The organism is Winogradskyella sp., assembly GCF_965228925.1.
Lineage (GTDB): Bacteria > Bacteroidota > Bacteroidia > Flavobacteriales > Flavobacteriaceae > Winogradskyella.
On the sequence record NZ_OZ245845.1, the window covers coordinates 522518 to 539792 of the forward strand.

A 17275-nucleotide genomic window follows, 5' to 3' on the forward strand; every position below is an offset into this window, starting at 1 on the left:
TACATTTTGGTAGGAAACTTATACATTTTGGTTTGCGCAAAACAAGCTGTTGAAAATTTATAATCATTAAATTGAAAAATTGTGTAACTTATCAATAGGTCTGCAGACAGACTCTTAAGACATAAAAAATAAAAACATTACAGATGGCATTTTTTAAACGGGTATTATCCACAATTGTAGGGCTCATTATTTTTTCATTTTTAAGCTTTATACTATTCTTTATGTTTATTGCTTTTCTGGGAAGTCAAGGAGAAGAGCCAATTATCGTAGAAAACAATTCGGTATTGAACTTAAGTCTAAATTTCGAAATCGAGGACCATATCGGCAAGAAAGAATATAAAGATTATACCTTCCTAAACGAGCATCCTAAACATAGTCTTTTTGGGATGATTAAAGCCATTGAATTTGCTAAAACGGATCCTAAAATAAAGGGTATCACTATAGAAAACAATCTCACTTTTGCTGGATATGCACAGCTTAGAGCTCTTAGGGATGCTTTAATCGATTTTAAGGATAGTGGTAAATTCGTCGTGGCTTACTCGGACATCTACACACAGCAATCGTATTATTTAAGTTCGGTTGCAGATAGCATATATGTCAATCCTTCTGGCACTATTGAATTTAAAGGTTTAGCATCAGAGCAATATTACTTTAAGGATTTTCAGGAAAAAACAGGTTTGAAAATGGAAGTGGTGCGCCATGGCAAATACAAAAGTGCTGTAGAACCATTTTTAGAAAATGAAATGAGTGCCGCGAATAGAGAACAAATAGAATCCTATTTGAATTCGATATGGTCAACCATCAAAACCGATATTAATCAGAGCAGAAACATCCCTTCAGAAACTTTAAATGTCATCGCAGATAGCCTACTAGGTCGTACTCCAGACTTAGCATTAGATAATAAACTCATCGATAAGGTGGGCTATTATGATGAATATACGGGTGCACTTAAGCAGCAATTAGGACTACAAATTGAGGATAAATTACCCAGCATTAGCATCCGTGAGTATTCAGAATATACCTATTCTAAATGGGCGTCTGGCTATAAGAAAGATAAAATCGCCGTGATTTTTGCTGAAGGAGACATCATATATGGAGAAGGAGATGAAAACTTTGTGGGACAAGGTATTATAAACAAATCCTTAAAAAAGGCTCGAGAAGATGATAAAATCAAGGCTATTGTTTTACGTGTCAATTCCCCAGGAGGAAGCGCCTTAACTAGCGAATTGATTTGGAGAGAAATTGAATTGACTAAAAAAGTTAAGCCTGTGGTAGTTTCTATGGGTAACTATGCAGCCTCTGGTGGCTATTACATTGCTTCTAATGCGGACTATATCGTGGCAGAACCTATGACTGTAACAGGAAGTATAGGCGTGTTTGGGATCTTACCAAATGGCACCGAGCTTTTTGAAAAATGGGGCATTAGCACACATCAAGTAACCACAAATACGAACGCCATTACCTATAGCTTTTCTAAGCCACTCTCTGAAAATCAACATAAGTATATCAAAGAAGGTATTATCGATGTTTATGATTTATTCTTAACCAGAGTTGCCGATGGAAGAGGTATGACAAAAGATGATGTCAATACTATTGCACAAGGTCGTGTTTGGACAGGTAGTGAAGCTATTGATATTGGACTCGTTGACGAATTAGGTGGTCTTGATACGGCACTTAAAAAAGCAACAGAATTGGCTAATATTGAGGACTATGCTATAAAAGAATTCCCCGTCTTTAAAAAGGATTTTATGGAGTCCTTAAGTCAATTGGGATTGATGAAAACCAAAGAAGAACTCCTAAAAGAAGAATTAGGTGAAGACGGCTACAAGGTTTGGAAAGAGATTAAAACACATACGCAACGCGAGGGCGTTCAACTGTTATTTCCTTATGGAACACATATTGAATAACTGAACCGTATGATGAGACCCTGATCCCGATAGTTATCGGGACAGGGTGACAGATTTACTTTTCCAAATATGCCCACATAAAATGAGGATGGTGTCCATCGCGACGTACCATCTTTACCCAAAGTAAGGTCATGTGTTCTAAATGTAGTGCTTGGTCCAAAGCACCAACATCTTTTGCATAAAATCCACTTGCCTCAATTATTGAAGTGACTTTATGCTTAGCATCGCTATCATTTCCAGCCATGAGCATGGCAGGTTTTTCTTTTGCATTCAGATATTCTGGATTGCTAAAATTCTCAAAACCATATATGGTATAGGCCTTCACAACATGGGCCGTTGGCGCCCATTCTTGAACCTTCTCCGATCCAGATACTTTACTGTCTAAGCCATGTGATATTCCTGCTCCAACAGGATTGCTGCAATCGACCAAAGGTTTTCCTTGAAAGTCTAAACCTTTGAGCAAGTCTTCATTTACATGAAATGGTGTCGCCAAAAACGTGACTTCCGAAGCTTCAATCGCCTCTTGAACAGGCAAGACCTTAAAATTTGGATTTTGAGTTAATGCCTTTTGTACACTCTGAGAGTTGGGATTATCATTGGCTACAATGATGTTATATCCTTTTTGTTCTAAGTTATGCGCTATGGCAAAACCTACATTGCCAATACCTATAAATGCTAGTGTCATTGTGTGTTGTATTTTGTCAGTTCGTGTGACGATTCTTATTTGTTTAACTGTGCCACTACCATTTTAGCTGTTGCTGCACCAGAATTCTGTTGTTGACCCGTAATTAAGTTCCCATCTGCTATGGTATAGCTTGAAAATGGCGCTGCGACTTTAAAATTCGTGTCTTTAAGTTTTCGGGCTTCAGTTTCTATTCTATAGGGTTGAATTTGCATACCCACGGCATCATCGGCAAATTGTTCTTCAGCATCAGCAAAACCTGTCCATGTTTTTCCCTTTACTAATAATTCTCCATTAGATGTTTTGACTTCCAATAAAAGTGTGGTGGAATGACATACTGCCGCACTTGGTTTGCCAGACTCGTAAAACGAAGTGAATAAAGTCTCCAAGTCTGAATTCCCTCTAAAGGTATACATCGGTCCTTGTCCTCCTACCAGGAAGATGGCGTCATAATCTTCTGAAGACACTTCGGTGAGCTTCTTGGTATTCGTCAACATTTGATGAAATTGATCTTGTTGCATATATCCTAATGATATCACATCGTGTGCTGAATAGCCACTTTCATCCATAGGGTTTGAATAGCCGTCCATTTCTAGTTGGCCTCCTTCGGTAGAAACCAGATCTACCTCATATCCCGCTTCTTGAAATACATATAAAGGATGCGTGAGCTCTGCCGCCCAAAAACCAATAGGCCAACCCGTTTGTTCAGAAATTGTCGGACTACTAGCCACCATTAAAATTTTTCCTTTAGTTGGTGCACCATGAAAATGCACATAATCGTTTTGTTCTATAATATTCATAATGCCTTGTCTTTAAATGCTATTCAAAATTATTAGGAATTCGTATTAGTTTGACATTTTGCTACCTTTGTTAGTAACTAACATCTATGTAAGTATGCCTGATTTTCTAAAAAATAACAAACGTTATTACACCCCTGTTGAATATGTCTTTGATAAGATTGGCGGTACCTATAAAATGCCCATTTTATGGCGATTAAAGGATAAGTCCTGGCGCTTTTCGGAATTAAAACGAAGTATATCCCACATCTCTGACCGCATGCTCAGCAAAAACTTAAAAGAATTAGTCGCTGATGGTTTTGCTACCAAAGCTATTATTCCTGAAGTTCCTGTAAAAACAGAGTACAGCATTACCGAAAAAGGAAAACGCGCCATCCCGATTATTGTGAGTTTACGCAATTATGGGTTTCAGTTGATGCAAGAAGACGGCATCAAGGACTAATTGTTCTCAAGAACAGCATCTCCCCAATCAGCAATGGATTGAACTATAGGGATTAAAGATTTTCCCAAATCTGTTAGTTGATATTCAACCCTTAAAGGTGGCTTTTTAGTATATACTTTTCTACTCACAACACCATCTTCTTCTAACTTCTTTAGCTGTAAACTCAAGGTACGCTCGGTTACTGTTGGCATGTCTTTTCGCAACTCATTATACCGCTTTTTACCATCTATTAAATGATAAAGAATTACGGTCTTCCATTTTCCACCAATGATGCCCATGGTAAGACTCGTACAGCAAGGATATTCTTTGCCTTTAAAGGTTAACATACTATTAAAATTTGGCAAAAAGGGATACTATCCTTTTTGACCGTTATTGCTTCAATACAAAACTATACTTAATTTTGCTACTATAAAAATTATAGTATAAAAAAATATTATTATTGAACCTATATGGAAACACCAAATATCAGTAAAGCCGACATCCTAAATGCATTTCAATACAGACATGCTACAAAAGAATTTGATGCTACTAAAAAAGTGTCTCATGACGACATTAACTTTATATTAAAAACAGCTAATCTATCACCTAGTTCATTCGGTTTTGAACCTTGGCATTTTGTGGTGGTTCAAGATCCAGAACTGAGAGAATTACTAAAACCCGTTGCTTGGGGCGCTCCTCTAAAATTAGATACTGCAAGTCATTTTGTTCTGGGCTTAAGCATGAAGGCTCCAATGACCAAATGGGACTCTGAATATATTATGCATATGATGAAAGACATTAAGCAATTTCCAAAAGACGTCATTGAAATGTATTCCAAATTTTACAGAGAGTTTCAAGAGCGTGATTTTAATCTGGATAGTGATAAAAAACTATTCGATTGGGCTTCAAAACAAACCTATATTGCCTTGGCAAATATGATGACCTCAGCTGCTTTGGCTGGAATAGACAGTTGTCCGATAGAAGGTTTTCACCAAGAAAAAACCGAAGCTTTATTAAGAGATAAATTCGATATTGACACCAACAAGTACGGGCTATCATTTATGGTAGCCTTTGGCTATAGGAAAGCAGAACCGCCATACGCAAAGTCTAGAAGAGATTTTGACGAGATTGTAACTTGGAAATAAAAGTTAAACCCCGATGAAACGCAGTAAGAAAATGCTAAAAATAACCTGTTCTCTTATAATTGTAGGAGTCGTATTTACCTGTAAAAACTCTAAAAATGAAACAGATTATAACAATTCCGACACAAAAGAAGACATCCAAAACCCAACAAATAAAGTTGTGCTAAGTTCTGAAATTGTTTGGGAGAAATTGAATCCGGCCAGAGGAGATCAGAGTCCACAGGCAGGAACTATCTGGGGAGATAGACAGGGAACAATAGCAACAGGGTTTCTAGCAAAGTTTGTCGATGGCTTTTCATCGCCACCACATATTCATAATGTTACTTATAGAGCCGTGGTAATTGAAGGCTTAATTCACAATGACGACCCGAACGCCGAAACCATGTGGATGAAGCCTGGTTCTTTTTGGACACAACCTGCAGGAGAAGCCCACATAACGTCAGCTAAGGGAGAAACCACCATTGCCTACGTCGAAATAGACTATGGCCCCTATTTAGTTAAACCCATTAATGAAGGCTTTGATAATGGCGAACGCCCCGTAAATATAGAAGCTTCAAATATACAATGGCTTAATAGCAATCAAACCCGCTGGATACACCCAGAGACTAAAGCTGAGATGAGCTTTTTATGGGATCATAAACAAATGAAAGGACTCAAAGGTGTATTTGTCAAACTTTCTCCAGGATTTAAGGGGTATTTAAAAAGTGATAGCAATACCTTTCATGCTGTTGTTATTCGAGGTAAGACCAACTATAAGATGCCAAAAACAGAAGCTATAAAGCAATTAGATGCCGGAAGCTATTTTACCTCATTAGGTCAATCTGTTCATACAATTTTTAACAGTGATGAAGGTGCAGCTGTCCTTTATATCCGGACCAATGGGGAGATTAAAATAGAGCCCATAAGTTAAAAACGTGCTTTGAATAAATATGGAATTCGAAACTATAAATAAGGGATACAATTCAGTTTTTAAACCTCACCAATTAAGTATTGGCATTGTAGTTCCTATAGAAAACTATGGTAACAATCCTATTCCGACATTGCAACACCATTTAGAGCGTGTAAAGCTCATTGAAAATCTTGGTTTTAAAGCTTTGTGGGTTAGGGATGTACCGTTTCATGTACCGTCATTTGGTGATGCAGGGCAAACTTACGATCCTTTTACATACTTAGGATTTTTAGCGGGGCAAACAAGCAAAATAGCCTTAGGTGTTGCTAGTATTGCCTTACCATTGCATCATCCTGTTCATGTAGCAAAATCTGCCATGACTATCGACCAACTTTCTAATGGACGATTGATTCTCGGTGTGGCTTCAGGAGATCGGTATGATGAATTTCCGGCTATGAATATTAATTACGAAAATCGAGGTGAGTTATTTCGTGACGCCTTTGAATATATTAGAAAATCACAAGATAATTTTCCAGCTTTAGAAAATAATCACTTTGGAAACCTAAAAGGCCATATAGACCTCTTACCCAAGGCTACAGCACATAAAATCCCTATGATGGTTACAGGTTATAGTCAGCAATCCTTAGAGTGGAATGCTCAATATGGTGACGGATGGATGTACTATCCAAGAAACTTATACCAACAGCAATACCAGATTAGAGAATGGCGCGATTTAGTTGAGGACCAGAGTCAATTTAGTAAACCCTTTATGCAACCGCTGTATATAGATTTACAAGATGATGATGATTTTAGGCCGCAACCTATTCATTTAGGATTCAAAATTGGAGCGAAACATTTGGTGAGCTATTTTCAGCATCTGCAGGATATTGGTGTAAATCATGTTGCCATAAACTTACGTTTCAACAATAAAAATATTGAGCCAACCTTAGAAGATTTAGCCAAAAAAGTATTACCCCATTTTTACTCAGAAATTAAACAAGAAACTACAAGATGAGCAAAACAATACTAATCACGGGAAGCACCGATGGCATAGGGAAATTAGCAGCCATAAAACTGGCAAAAGATGGACACCATATGTATTTGCATGGACGAAATTCTGAAAAGCTAGCCAATGTTATTTCAGAAGTAAAAGAAGCTTCTGATAATAACCATATTGATGGTTTTGTGGCTGATTTTTCAGATATGCAAGAAGTGAAAAATATGGCTAATTATATTAATGCTAAACTTTTAAAAATCGATGTACTTATCAATAATGCTGGTATTTTTAAAAGTCCATTAGATAAAACTAAAGATAGCCTAGACATTAGATTTGCGGTAAATTATTTTGCACCATATGTGCTAACCAATGCCTTATTGCCCTTATTAGAAAAAGGAGAAGATAGTCGTGTGGTTAACTTAAGTTCAGCCGCACAAACAACAGTGAGAATAGGTGCTTTAAATGGTCAAGCAACGGTCAACGTAGGCGAGGCTTATGCGCAAAGCAAATTGGCCTTAACGATGTGGAGTTTTCATTTGGCCAAACAATTAAGTGAAGTTTCGGTTATTGCGGTAAATCCTGGGTCATTACTAAATACGCGTATGGTGGCCGAAGCTTATGGACAACATTGGTCTCCTGCTGACAAAGGCGCCAGCATTTTATATGAATTGGCAGTTTCTAACGATTACAAAGGTATCACTGGAAAGTACTTTGATAATGATAAGGGCAGTCCAAAAGGGAACTTTGGTCCTGCACATCCTGATGCTTATGATGATGTACTAATTGAAAAACTAATGGTTAAGACTAAGGCTATTTTGGATCATATTATTTAGGAAAAAAGACCTAAAAGTAAAAAGTTTCATTAATTCCTTAATATGTTTAATTTAATGCTACGTAGTTTAAATATTTTTACTGGTCTAATCATTGTTAAGCATCATAATGAAATCCTATTCTATAGCCGAATTTGTAAAGTACATTAATGTCTCCAGGAATAAGAGCGATGACATTCACATCACCAAGTACCATGAGCATCCGAATTTACGCTTACAGTCCGATGCCATTACCACGAACTTTTACCTCATCGCTTTGAAGTATGATTTTGAGAACTATGAAGTTTTTGGTCAGACCAACTATGATACAGGAAGCGCTTTCGCATACTTCGACCTACCTCACCAACCCATAGAGTGGTCCGTAAAAAGACCTTGGAGTGGCTATCATATCCTTATTCATGAAGCTTTGTTTAAACGATTCGCAAAGGACTATAATTTCCTTAATTACAAGAACCACGAATCGCTTTTTGTTACCGAAGAAGAAGAGCAACTGCTCATAGATTTATTTAAAAAAGCCTATGATGAGTACTACAAAGCACATTTTTCAATAGAAATACTCTTGTCTTACGCACAGTTAATCCTGTCTTATATTAATACCTTTTACCAGCGGCAGTTTAAAACGCGTAGTAAAAAGTACAACAAAGTAGTCTCTGATTTTTACAAAAATCTTGAAGCGTACTTTGATGATAGTAAAGACGTATTCGAATTACCTTCTGTTTCCTATTTTGCCTCAAAATCCAATCTATCTTCAAACTACTTTGGCGATGTCATTAAACACTTTACAGGCAACTCGCCAGCCGAACATATTCAAGAGCATTTATTATTGGTTGCGAAAAACAAATTGCGCCAACCCGATTTGAGTATTAGCCAGATTGCCTACAGCTTAGGCTTCGACTATCCTACCTATTTTACACGTTTTTTTAAGAAAAAAACTGGTGTTACACCAACCGTTTTTAGAAAGCAGTAATTTGTTTCAATCATACCGTAATTTGTTTTCAAGCTTAGGGTAGTGCTTACCATAATTTTGTGCTTATAAAAACAACATTATGGCTTTCAAAAAAATATTAGATTATCGTATGGACAACGCCCTAAGAGGTAGAATGGGTGAAAACGCATACCATAAAGCGCTACTTCAGCAAGAGGAAATCTCAGAAGACAACTATGCCACCATAAAATATTTAGCAGAGTTTGCTGTTCGACCGATGTTTAGAACACCAGTACACAAAACACCAGCTGACCATGGCATGACTACTTGGGAGGATATTTATTTTCCATCAAGTGATGGTACACCATTAGAAGGTTGGTACATCCCATCGGTGAAAGGCAAATCCGATCAATTAATTATTATCAACCATCCCATGCCCATGAGCCGATCTGGATTTACTGGGCATTTTGGCGAACCCTTTTCTTCGGTAGACAGCTTAGAAATCGATTTTGTAGCGCATATGAAACATTTATCGGAAGCTGGCTATAATATTTTGGCCTATGATTTAAGAAACCATGGCAATAGCAGCGCTGCAAATGGCGGTATTTGTGGCATTGGACGTTATGAATGGCGTGATGTGGTTGGAGCACAACACTACGTAAAAAACCACCCCAAATTAAGGACCATGAATGTTGGATTGTACAATCGTTGTACTGGTGGGAATGCGGCCTACGAAGCCATGTACCGTCACCCAGAGTTGTTTGAAGACATCAAATGCTTCTTCGGTCCTTTAACCGTTTCCATGACCGCTTTAATGACTTCGTTCGCAGGTTTAATGGGATTAGACCAATACATGGCGCTAATGGATTACGAACAGCTAAAGCTAGGTGGATTTACTAATGGCGAAATGCATCCTCAAAATTATGCGAAGGCCGTAAAGGTACCTTATTTTATGGCGCAAGTATTAGAAGACGATTGGACGGATAATCCAAAAGATGCGCAAGATATTTTTGACCATATTAGCTCGGAAGACAAGGAATTATTTTGGATCGAGAATACTAATCGACGATTTGATGGCTATAACTACTTCGGTTTATATCCAGAAAAGATGATTGCTTTTTTTGATAGGTATATGAAGTAAAAACAATAAGCCACTAGAACATATAGCATAAATAAAGCAGTATTTACATACTGCTTTTCTTATTTTTATAGTGTATAAACCGAAGAAACCTAGGCTATGAATATTCATCACATTCGTAACGCTACTATGATCATTGAAACTGGTGAACATGTCATTTTAGTTGACCCCATGTTAGGTGCAAAAGGAACGGCTGGACCACCATTCACCTTATTTCGGTTTAAGCCAAAACGCAATCCCATAGTTGATTTGCCAGACCATTGTCAACCTATTTTAGACAAGGTCACCCATTGTCTTATTACCCATAAGCATCCTGACCATATTGACAAGGCGGCTGAAACCTTTCTAAAAGAAAATAACATTCCTGTTACGTGTAGCATTTTGGATGAAGCATTTTTTAAGAAAAAAGGATTGAATGTTGTACAGACGGTTGACTATTGGAAACGTGCTGATTTTTTAGGCGGTAAAATTGAAGGCATCCCTGCACGCCACGGTTATGGTTATGTGGCTAAGCCCATGGGCAACGTTATGGGATTTTATTTAGAACTCAGAGATGAGCCTAGCCTATATTTAAGCAGCGATACTATTTACACTAATGACGTCGATAAAGTGCTAAAAGACTATCAACCAGAAATTTCAGTAGTAGCTTCTGGCACAGCGCAGTTAGACTTTTTTCAACCTTTATTGATGCGTATGGATGATATTGTAAAGTTTACAAAAACAGCACCGGGTAAAGTTGTTGCTAATCATTTAGAAGCTGTAAATCATTGCCCAACGAAGCGGTCGGATTTAAAAGCACATTTTGAGCGAGAAGGTCTTTCGCATAAGACTTTCATTCCTGATGATGGGGACCTGATGGTATTTTAGAGGTATTATATATTTACAATTTTACAGTCTTCAAATGCTATAGCATCAAAATTCTTAGACGTCCAATGACTTAATTGTTTTAAAATGGGCAACAGACCTTTGCCCCGCTCCGACAATGAGTATTCTACACGAGGTGGAGTCTCTGCAAAACGTTGGCGCAGAATTAATCCGTCGTCTTCGAGTTCCCTTAGTTGCTGCGTGAGTACTTTTTTTGAAATATTTGAGATAAACAGCAATAGTTTCCCAAAGCGAAGCGGTCCATTGGCCAAAAGATAAATGATGATAGGTTTCCATTTACCACCTATAATATTCATCGCATGCACAAGCGTACAGCTATTGGGATTATCAATTACTTTTCGAGCCATAGTTACCTTTTAGTTACCACAAATTTAAGTGAAAATTTTTTAATAGTCTCTTTTATAAACTATTAATGGTAACTTTGTGAAACAATTAAAATCCAACATCATGAAAAACATATTTATCATAAATGGTCATGAATCTTATGAGTTTTCAAAAGGACAACTCAATAATAGTCTAGTAGAACGCTTAAAAAATAGACTTTCGAATGACCGTTTTGAGATTAAAGCCACGACCATGAAAGACGCTTACAATATCGATGATGAGATTGCTAAGCACCAATGGGCAGACCTCATCATCGTACAAATGCCGGTGAACTGGATGGCCACCTCTTGGAGTTTCAAAAAATATCAAGATTATGTCTATAGCTTTGGCATGGATGGTCGTCTGTGTGCTGGAGATGGTCGTACGCGTCAAGATGCTTCCAAACAATATGGAACTGGTGGAACTCTTACAGGAAAAAAATACATGTTATCCCTAACGTTTAATGCACCTCAAAACGCTTTTAACGATGACAATCAGTGGTTTTTTGAAGGGAAGAGTGTCGATGACCTGTTTTGGCCAACACATTTAAATTTTAAGTTTTTCGGCATGGAAGCACTACCGACATTTGTCTGCTATGACGTTCTTAAAAATCCCGATATCGAAAATGATTTTATACGTTTCGACCAACATATTAAAAACTATATTTTAAATGCTTAAGAGATGATCACACAACAAAAACTTACACCACAAACGCAAGCACAAGCACTTCATGTGAACTTGCTCGGAGGAAATACTTGGAAACTCGAAGACCAAAATCCAGAGCATTTTACCATGCTTGTATTTTACAGAGGCTTACATTGCCCTGTTTGCGAGAAATATCTCAAAACGTTAAACGGTCTTTTAGATGCTTATGCCGAAAAGGGCGTAGATATTATCGCAATTAGTATGGATGTAGAGGCTAGAGCCAGAAAAGCGCGTATGAAATGGGAACTTTCCGAAGATCTTAAACTTGGTTATGGGCTCGATGCAGAGACGGCAAATAAGTGGGGCCTATACCTAAGTAAAGCCATTAAGGATTATGAGCCCGATGTTTTCAACGAACCTGGGTTGTTTTTGATAAAGCCGGATAACTCCATCTATTTTGTTACACTTAATTCCACACCTTGGGGACGACCGCATTTAGCGTCCTTTGTGAAGGTGATTGACTTTATAAACACCAGTGGTTATCCTGCTAGAGGTGAGCTATTGGACATTTAGCCATATACTGGTAAATTATCCTTAATTTCAAGGAAAATTAGTTCCTACATGGATTTAAAAAAGAATGCAGACCGATTTACCGGAAAGGATTATGTGTCTTTATACAATAGATATCGACCAGAACCTCCTAAAGCTATTCTACTTCAAGGCCTCAACTATTTAAATGTTGAAAAGGCCCATATCATCTTAGATTTAGGTTGTGGAACAGGAATTTCTACTCGAACACTAAGTAATTTCGGAACTAAAATCATTGGCATAGACCCAAGTTTAGAGATGCTAGTGATCGCAGAGGGACAGACGCATCATAAGCATATCTCATACCAACAAGGCTTTTCGAATGCAACTGGGATAGCATCCAATTCAGTCGATATGGTCACCTGTTCCCAATCCTTTCATTGGATGGAACCAAAATCTACGCTCACAGAGATCAACAGGATTTTAAAGGATAATGGTGTATTGGTGGTTTATGATGCCATTTGGCCACCAAGTCTGAGCTATGAATTGGAGGAAGCTTATTTCAAATTATTTGAGAATGTAAAAAAACTAACCGGGGAATTGGGAGAGGTCATTGCCCATAAATGGGATAAGAAGAAGCATGTTACAAATGCCGAAAATAGCAACTACTTTAGTTATGTAAAAGAATCGTATTATCACAAAATAGAGACATTCAGTAAAGACCACTTTATCGGTTTAGCCTTGAGTCAAGGAGGCCTAGAAGCCTTGTTGAAACTCGGTTACAGTGAAGAACGGATTGGTATCACAGCATTTAAAGATTATGTAAGCTCAACTCAAAAGCACCCAGAAACCTTAACCTATAATTACCGCGTTATATTCGGTGTAAAACGAAGACAATAACTTATGGATTATCTAAAAGAAACCTTTTATTTAGATTATAGCAGTCCGCAAATTCAAGATGTAATAGCTGAATTTCAGGAATTGACTTCCGATAAGGAAAAAATTGAAAAATTATATCTCAAGGTCCGCGATGGTTGGCGCTATAATGCTTATACGATTGGCCTAACTGAAGACCACTATAAAGCCAGTACAATTATAAAGAAACCGGAAGCACACTGTATCGACAAGGCCATTCTTTACATTGCTGGATTAAGGGCATTGAACATACCGGCTCGATTGCGCTTAGCAAAAGTCTCCAATCATATTGCGGCAGAACGCCTCGAAGCAAAATTGGGCACTAACGAATTAGCACCTCATGGTTTGGTGGATGTCTTTTATAATGGTCAGTGGAAAAAATGTTCCCCAGCTTTCAACAAGGAACTTTGTGACATGTATAATGTCGATGTATTGGATTTTGATGGTAGCGAAGATTCCATACTTCAAGAATACAATAAGGATAGCAATAAATTTATGACTTACTTAGACGATTACGGTCATTTTGACGATGTCCCCCTGGATTATATCAAATCTATATTCAAGGATCATTATCCTGAGCTTTATAAAAGCTATAAAGAAGCAAAGGATATTAGGTTTTAAATAAACTTTGACATTGCCTAGTCCTAATTATCTCGTAAAACCTATTATATTTGCCACCTTAATTTAAAGGTTTACTCTAGTGAGCAGGACCCTTATCTCGCAGACCTTTTTACAGACTTTGCAACTGCAAAATCTGCAGACTGCTATTACCCCATCCGAACCCTTAGACCTTACTCAGGGTGGTAGCAAAACACACCTCAAAGGCCTTGTTGGCTCGTCACTGTCCTTTGTCATTGCGGAGGTTTTTAAAACTGCCGAAAAACCTTTTCTTCTGGTATTTGACGATAAAGAAGAAGCGGCTTATTACCTCAACGATTTAGAACAACTCATTAACGACAAAGATGTCTTATTCTATCCGGGTAGCTATAGAAGACCCTACCAAATAGAAGAAACCAATAATGCCAATGTGCTTTTAAGGGCTGAAGTATTGAACCGAATTAATTCGCGTAAAAAACCAGCGATAATTGTCACCTATCCTGAGGCCTTATTCGAAAAGGTGGTGACCAAAAGGGAACTCGAACGAAATACCTTAAAGATTTCAGTGGGTGATCAATTGAGTATCGATTTTGTGAATGAGGTGCTATTCGAATATAAATTTAAACGTGTAGATTTCGTTACAGAACCGGGAGATTTTTCATTGCGCGGGGGCATATTGGACGTGTTTTCTTTTTCGCACGATGAACCTTACCGTATTGAGTTTTTTGGGGACGAAGTAGATAGTATAAGAACTTTTGATGTTGAGACACAATTATCTACCGAACGTATAAAGAAGGTCAGCATCATTCCAAACGTCGCCAATAAAGCCATTGCAGAAAAACGGGAGAGTTTCCTTAAATACATCTCGAATAAAACCGTAGTGTTTGCTAAAAATCCAGCATTTATTTTCTCAAGAATTGATGACTTTTTTGTGAAGGCTCAAGAGGCTTTTAAGAATTTATCTTCAGACATCAAACACGCTGAACCTGAAGAACTGTTTTGTAATTCTGAATTATTAAAACGTCAGTTTTTAGATTATAATTTAGTGGAGTTTGGGTCACAGGCATTTCATTCGGACGCTGAGGTTCTCGAAGCGTCAAGGGAGCGTATGGACGAGGTCACTTCGAGAACCTCAGTGACCAGTATAACCTTTAATACGACACCACAACCTTCATTCAATAAGCAATTCAATCTACTCATTGAAGATTTGAATGAGAATCACGCTAATGGTATTACCAATTATATTGCTTGTGTCAGTGAGCAACAAGCCAAACGTTTTCATGACATTTTTGAAGACCATGAAGCGAATGCTAGCACTGAGCACAGTCGAAGTGTTAACTATAAGACACTAGTGCTTTCTCTTTATCAGGGGTTTATTGATGCTGAACATAAGATTGCGGTTTATACCGATCATCAAATCTTTGATCGCTACCACAAATTTCATCTTAAAAATGGCTATGCCAAGAAACAAGCCATCACTCTTAAGGAATTGACCAACCTCGAAATTGGAGATTATGTTACACACATAGACCATGGGATTGGCAAGTTTGGTGGGCTGCAAAAAATAGATGTCGAGGGTAAAAAACAAGAGGCCATAAAGCTCGTTTATGGTGAACGGGATGTCTTGTATTTAAGCATTCACTCCTTGCATAAAATTACCAAGTTTAACGGTAAGGACGGTAAGCCACCAAAAATCTATAAACTCGGTAGCAAAGCCTGGAAAAACCTCAAACAAAAAACCAAATCCCGTGTTAAGGAAATTGCTTTTAACCTCATTAAACTCTATGCGAAAAGGAAACTAAAAAAAGGGTTTCAATATGCTCCCGATAGTTATATGCAGCACGAGTTGGAAGCCTCTTTTATCTATGAAGATACCCCAGATCAAATCACTTCGACGGCGGACATAAAAGCCGATATGGAAAGTGAGCGGCCCATGGACCGATTGGTCTGTGGTGATGTGGGTTTTGGAAAAACCGAGGTAGCTATTAGGGCTGCGTTTAAAGCCGTTGACAACGGGAAGCAAGTCGCCATTTTAGTGCCGACAACTATTCTAGCCTATCAGCACTATCGCACCTTTAAAAAACGACTTAAAGACTTTCCGGTCACCATAGATTATATAAATCGTTTTAGAACGGCTAAGGAAAAACGATTGACGCTTGAAGGCTTAGAAAAAGGGAGTGTCGATATCATTATTGGAACACATCAACTCGCCAATAAGACAGTAAAGTTTAAAGATTTAGGTTTGCTCATTGTCGACGAAGAACAAAAATTTGGTGTCGCCGTAAAGGAAAAATTAAAGACCATTAAGGAGAATGTAGACGTGCTGACTTTAACTGCGACTCCAATACCTAGAACGCTTCAGTTTAGTCTTATGGCTGCAAGGGATTTATCGGTTATCAATACACCACCACCAAATCGCTATCCTATTGAAAGTCGTGTTATTCGATTTAATGAAGCCACCATTCGCGATGCTGTTAGCTATGAAATTCAACGGGGGGGACAAATATTTTTTGTCCATAACCGTATTGAAAACATTAAAGAAGTTGCTGGTATGATTCAGCGTCTAGTACCAGACGCTAAAATTGCCATTGGTCATGGACAGCTCGATGGTAAAAAACTTGAGCAATTGATGTTGGCCTTTATGAACGGTGAGTTCGATGTTTTAGTCAGTACCACCATTATAGAAAGTGGTTTGGACGTCCCCAATGCCAATACGATCTTTATCAATAATGCCAATAATTTTGGATTGAGCGATTTGCATCAAATGCGTGGTCGCGTCGGTCGTAGCAATAAAAAGGCCTTTTGCTTTTTCATTACACCAGAGTATTCGGCAATGACTACCGATGCCAGAAAACGAATTCAGGCCTTGGAACAATTTACAGAATTGGGCAGTGGGTTTAATATTGCTATGAAAGATCTCGAAATTCGCGGTGCTGGTGATTTATTGGGCGGCGAACAAAGTGGATTTATTAATGATATTGGATTTGATACCTATCAAAAGATTTTAAACGAAGCTATTGAGGAGCTCAAAGAAGCAGAGTTTGCCGATTTGTACCAAGATGATGGTAAACCCAAACAGTATGTCAAAGACATCACTATCGACACGGATTTTGAATTATTGTTTCCGGATGATTATGTCAATAACATTACGGAACGTTTAAACCTATATACCAAACTAAATGCTATAAAAACCGAAGCCGAGCTTCGGAAGTTTGAATCCGAAATCATCGATCGCTTTGGGGAACTGCCCATCCAAGTCCTCGATTTATTTGATAGCGTCCGATTAAAATGGGTCGCCATAAAAATGGGGCTTGAAAAAATCATCATGAAACAAGATAAGCTCATCGGTTACTTTATTCAAGATCAACAGAGCAAGTTCTATCAAAGCGAAGCTTTCACAAAGGTCTTACAGTTTGTACAACAGCATTCTGGGGTATGTAAAATGAAAGAAAAACAAACCAGAAACGGATTACGTCTGCTCATCACATTTGAGAACATTAAGTCTACAAAAGATGCATTAAATGTTCTTTCAAAGATTTAAATTCATGTCACCTCGAGCACACGCGTGTCGCTGAAGCTTTAGCGACACGCGTGCGCTCGACCAGACAGAAAAA

18 protein-coding genes are annotated in these 17275 nt (G+C 38.0%); 14 read left to right on the forward strand and 4 right to left on the reverse strand.

Going from position 1 to position 17275, the window contains the following annotated elements; genetic code table 11:
• Nucleotides 1–143 precede the first annotated feature (143 nt).
• The gene (gene sppA / locus ACO052_RS01950; protein ID WP_422106336.1) at nucleotides 144–1907 is read left to right on the forward strand and encodes a signal peptide peptidase SppA; all 1764 of its coding nucleotides are present in this window, start codon (nucleotides 144–146) and stop codon (nucleotides 1905–1907) included.
• A gap of 55 nt (nucleotides 1908–1962) precedes the next feature.
• On the opposite strand, the gene ACO052_RS01955 is transcribed toward sppA, so the two are convergent.
• Entirely contained in the window at nucleotides 1963–2592 is a 630-nt protein-coding gene (locus ACO052_RS01955) for an NADPH-dependent F420 reductase (protein WP_422106337.1), read from the reverse strand.
• A gap of 35 nt (nucleotides 2593–2627) precedes the next feature.
• Nucleotides 2628–3389, reverse strand: a complete 762-nt coding sequence (locus ACO052_RS01960; protein WP_422106338.1) for a type 1 glutamine amidotransferase domain-containing protein — start codon at nucleotides 3387–3389, stop codon at nucleotides 2628–2630.
• A 94-nt stretch (nucleotides 3390–3483) separates the two neighbouring features.
• Here ACO052_RS01960 and ACO052_RS01965 point away from each other — a divergent pair, with 94 nt between their 5' ends.
• Nucleotides 3484–3828 (forward strand): winged helix-turn-helix transcriptional regulator, encoded by a 345-nt coding sequence (locus tag ACO052_RS01965; RefSeq protein ID WP_422106339.1) that lies wholly within the window; start codon nucleotides 3484–3486, stop codon nucleotides 3826–3828.
• Here ACO052_RS01965 and ACO052_RS01970 read toward each other — a convergent pair.
• On the reverse strand, nucleotides 3825–4154 hold the full coding sequence (locus tag ACO052_RS01970; RefSeq protein WP_422106340.1) for a winged helix-turn-helix transcriptional regulator: 330 nt from the start codon (nucleotides 4152–4154) through the stop codon (nucleotides 3825–3827). The genes ACO052_RS01965 and ACO052_RS01970 overlap by 4 nt on opposite strands.
• Before the next feature lie 123 nt (nucleotides 4155–4277).
• Here ACO052_RS01970 and ACO052_RS01975 point away from each other — a divergent pair, with 123 nt between their 5' ends.
• From ACO052_RS01975 to ACO052_RS02005, 7 genes are all read left to right on the forward strand, one after another.
• A complete protein-coding gene (locus tag ACO052_RS01975) occupies nucleotides 4278–4952 on the forward strand; it encodes an NAD(P)H-dependent oxidoreductase (RefSeq protein WP_422106341.1) in 675 nt (224 codons plus the stop codon).
• A gap of 13 nt (nucleotides 4953–4965) precedes the next feature.
• The gene (locus ACO052_RS01980) at nucleotides 4966–5859 is read left to right on the forward strand and encodes a DUF4437 domain-containing protein (protein ID WP_422106342.1); all 894 of its coding nucleotides are present in this window, start codon (nucleotides 4966–4968) and stop codon (nucleotides 5857–5859) included.
• Between the two features lie 19 nt (nucleotides 5860–5878).
• The gene (locus ACO052_RS01985; protein ID WP_422106343.1) at nucleotides 5879–6853 is read left to right on the forward strand and encodes an LLM class oxidoreductase; all 975 of its coding nucleotides are present in this window, start codon (nucleotides 5879–5881) and stop codon (nucleotides 6851–6853) included.
• Entirely contained in the window at nucleotides 6850–7668 is an 819-nt protein-coding gene (locus ACO052_RS01990; RefSeq protein WP_422106344.1) for an SDR family NAD(P)-dependent oxidoreductase, read from the forward strand. Before ACO052_RS01985 ends, ACO052_RS01990 begins: the two co-directional genes overlap by 4 nt.
• 106 nt (nucleotides 7669–7774) lie before the next feature.
• The gene (locus ACO052_RS01995; protein ID WP_422106345.1) at nucleotides 7775–8632 is read left to right on the forward strand and encodes a helix-turn-helix domain-containing protein; all 858 of its coding nucleotides are present in this window, start codon (nucleotides 7775–7777) and stop codon (nucleotides 8630–8632) included.
• Nucleotides 8633–8711: 79 nt separating this feature from the next.
• Nucleotides 8712–9731 (forward strand): alpha/beta hydrolase family protein, encoded by a 1020-nt coding sequence (locus ACO052_RS02000; protein WP_422106346.1) that lies wholly within the window; start codon nucleotides 8712–8714, stop codon nucleotides 9729–9731.
• A 96-nt stretch (nucleotides 9732–9827) separates the two neighbouring features.
• Nucleotides 9828–10595, forward strand: a complete 768-nt coding sequence (locus ACO052_RS02005; protein ID WP_422106347.1) for an MBL fold metallo-hydrolase — start codon at nucleotides 9828–9830, stop codon at nucleotides 10593–10595.
• Nucleotides 10596–10600: 5 nt separating this feature from the next.
• Here the strand turns inward: ACO052_RS02005 and ACO052_RS02010 are convergent, their stop codons facing one another.
• Nucleotides 10601–10960: a winged helix-turn-helix transcriptional regulator gene (locus tag ACO052_RS02010; RefSeq protein ID WP_422106348.1), complete on the reverse strand. Its 360-nt coding sequence runs from the start codon at nucleotides 10958–10960 to the stop codon at nucleotides 10601–10603.
• A 100-nt stretch (nucleotides 10961–11060) separates the two neighbouring features.
• Here ACO052_RS02010 and ACO052_RS02015 point away from each other — a divergent pair, with 100 nt between their 5' ends.
• The 5 genes from ACO052_RS02015 (at nucleotide 11061) to mfd (ending at nucleotide 17202) form a co-directional block, all read left to right on the forward strand.
• Complete coding sequence (locus tag ACO052_RS02015) at nucleotides 11061–11654, forward strand: NAD(P)H-dependent oxidoreductase (protein ID WP_422106349.1); 594 nt, start codon at nucleotides 11061–11063, stop codon at nucleotides 11652–11654.
• A gap of 3 nt (nucleotides 11655–11657) precedes the next feature.
• Nucleotides 11658–12194 carry a peroxiredoxin-like family protein gene (locus ACO052_RS02020; RefSeq protein ID WP_422106350.1) on the forward strand — a complete coding sequence of 179 codons (537 nt, stop codon included), beginning with the start codon at nucleotides 11658–11660 and terminating at the stop codon, nucleotides 12192–12194.
• Nucleotides 12195–12242: 48 nt separating this feature from the next.
• Nucleotides 12243–13049, forward strand: a complete 807-nt coding sequence (locus ACO052_RS02025; RefSeq protein WP_422106351.1) for a class I SAM-dependent methyltransferase — start codon at nucleotides 12243–12245, stop codon at nucleotides 13047–13049.
• A gap of 3 nt (nucleotides 13050–13052) precedes the next feature.
• Complete coding sequence (locus tag ACO052_RS02030) at nucleotides 13053–13685, forward strand: transglutaminase-like domain-containing protein (RefSeq protein WP_422106352.1); 633 nt, start codon at nucleotides 13053–13055, stop codon at nucleotides 13683–13685.
• 79 nt (nucleotides 13686–13764) lie between these two features.
• Nucleotides 13765–17202, forward strand: a complete 3438-nt coding sequence (gene mfd / locus ACO052_RS02035) for a transcription-repair coupling factor (RefSeq protein WP_422106353.1) — start codon at nucleotides 13765–13767, stop codon at nucleotides 17200–17202.
• Nucleotides 17203–17275: the final 73 nt, after the last annotated feature.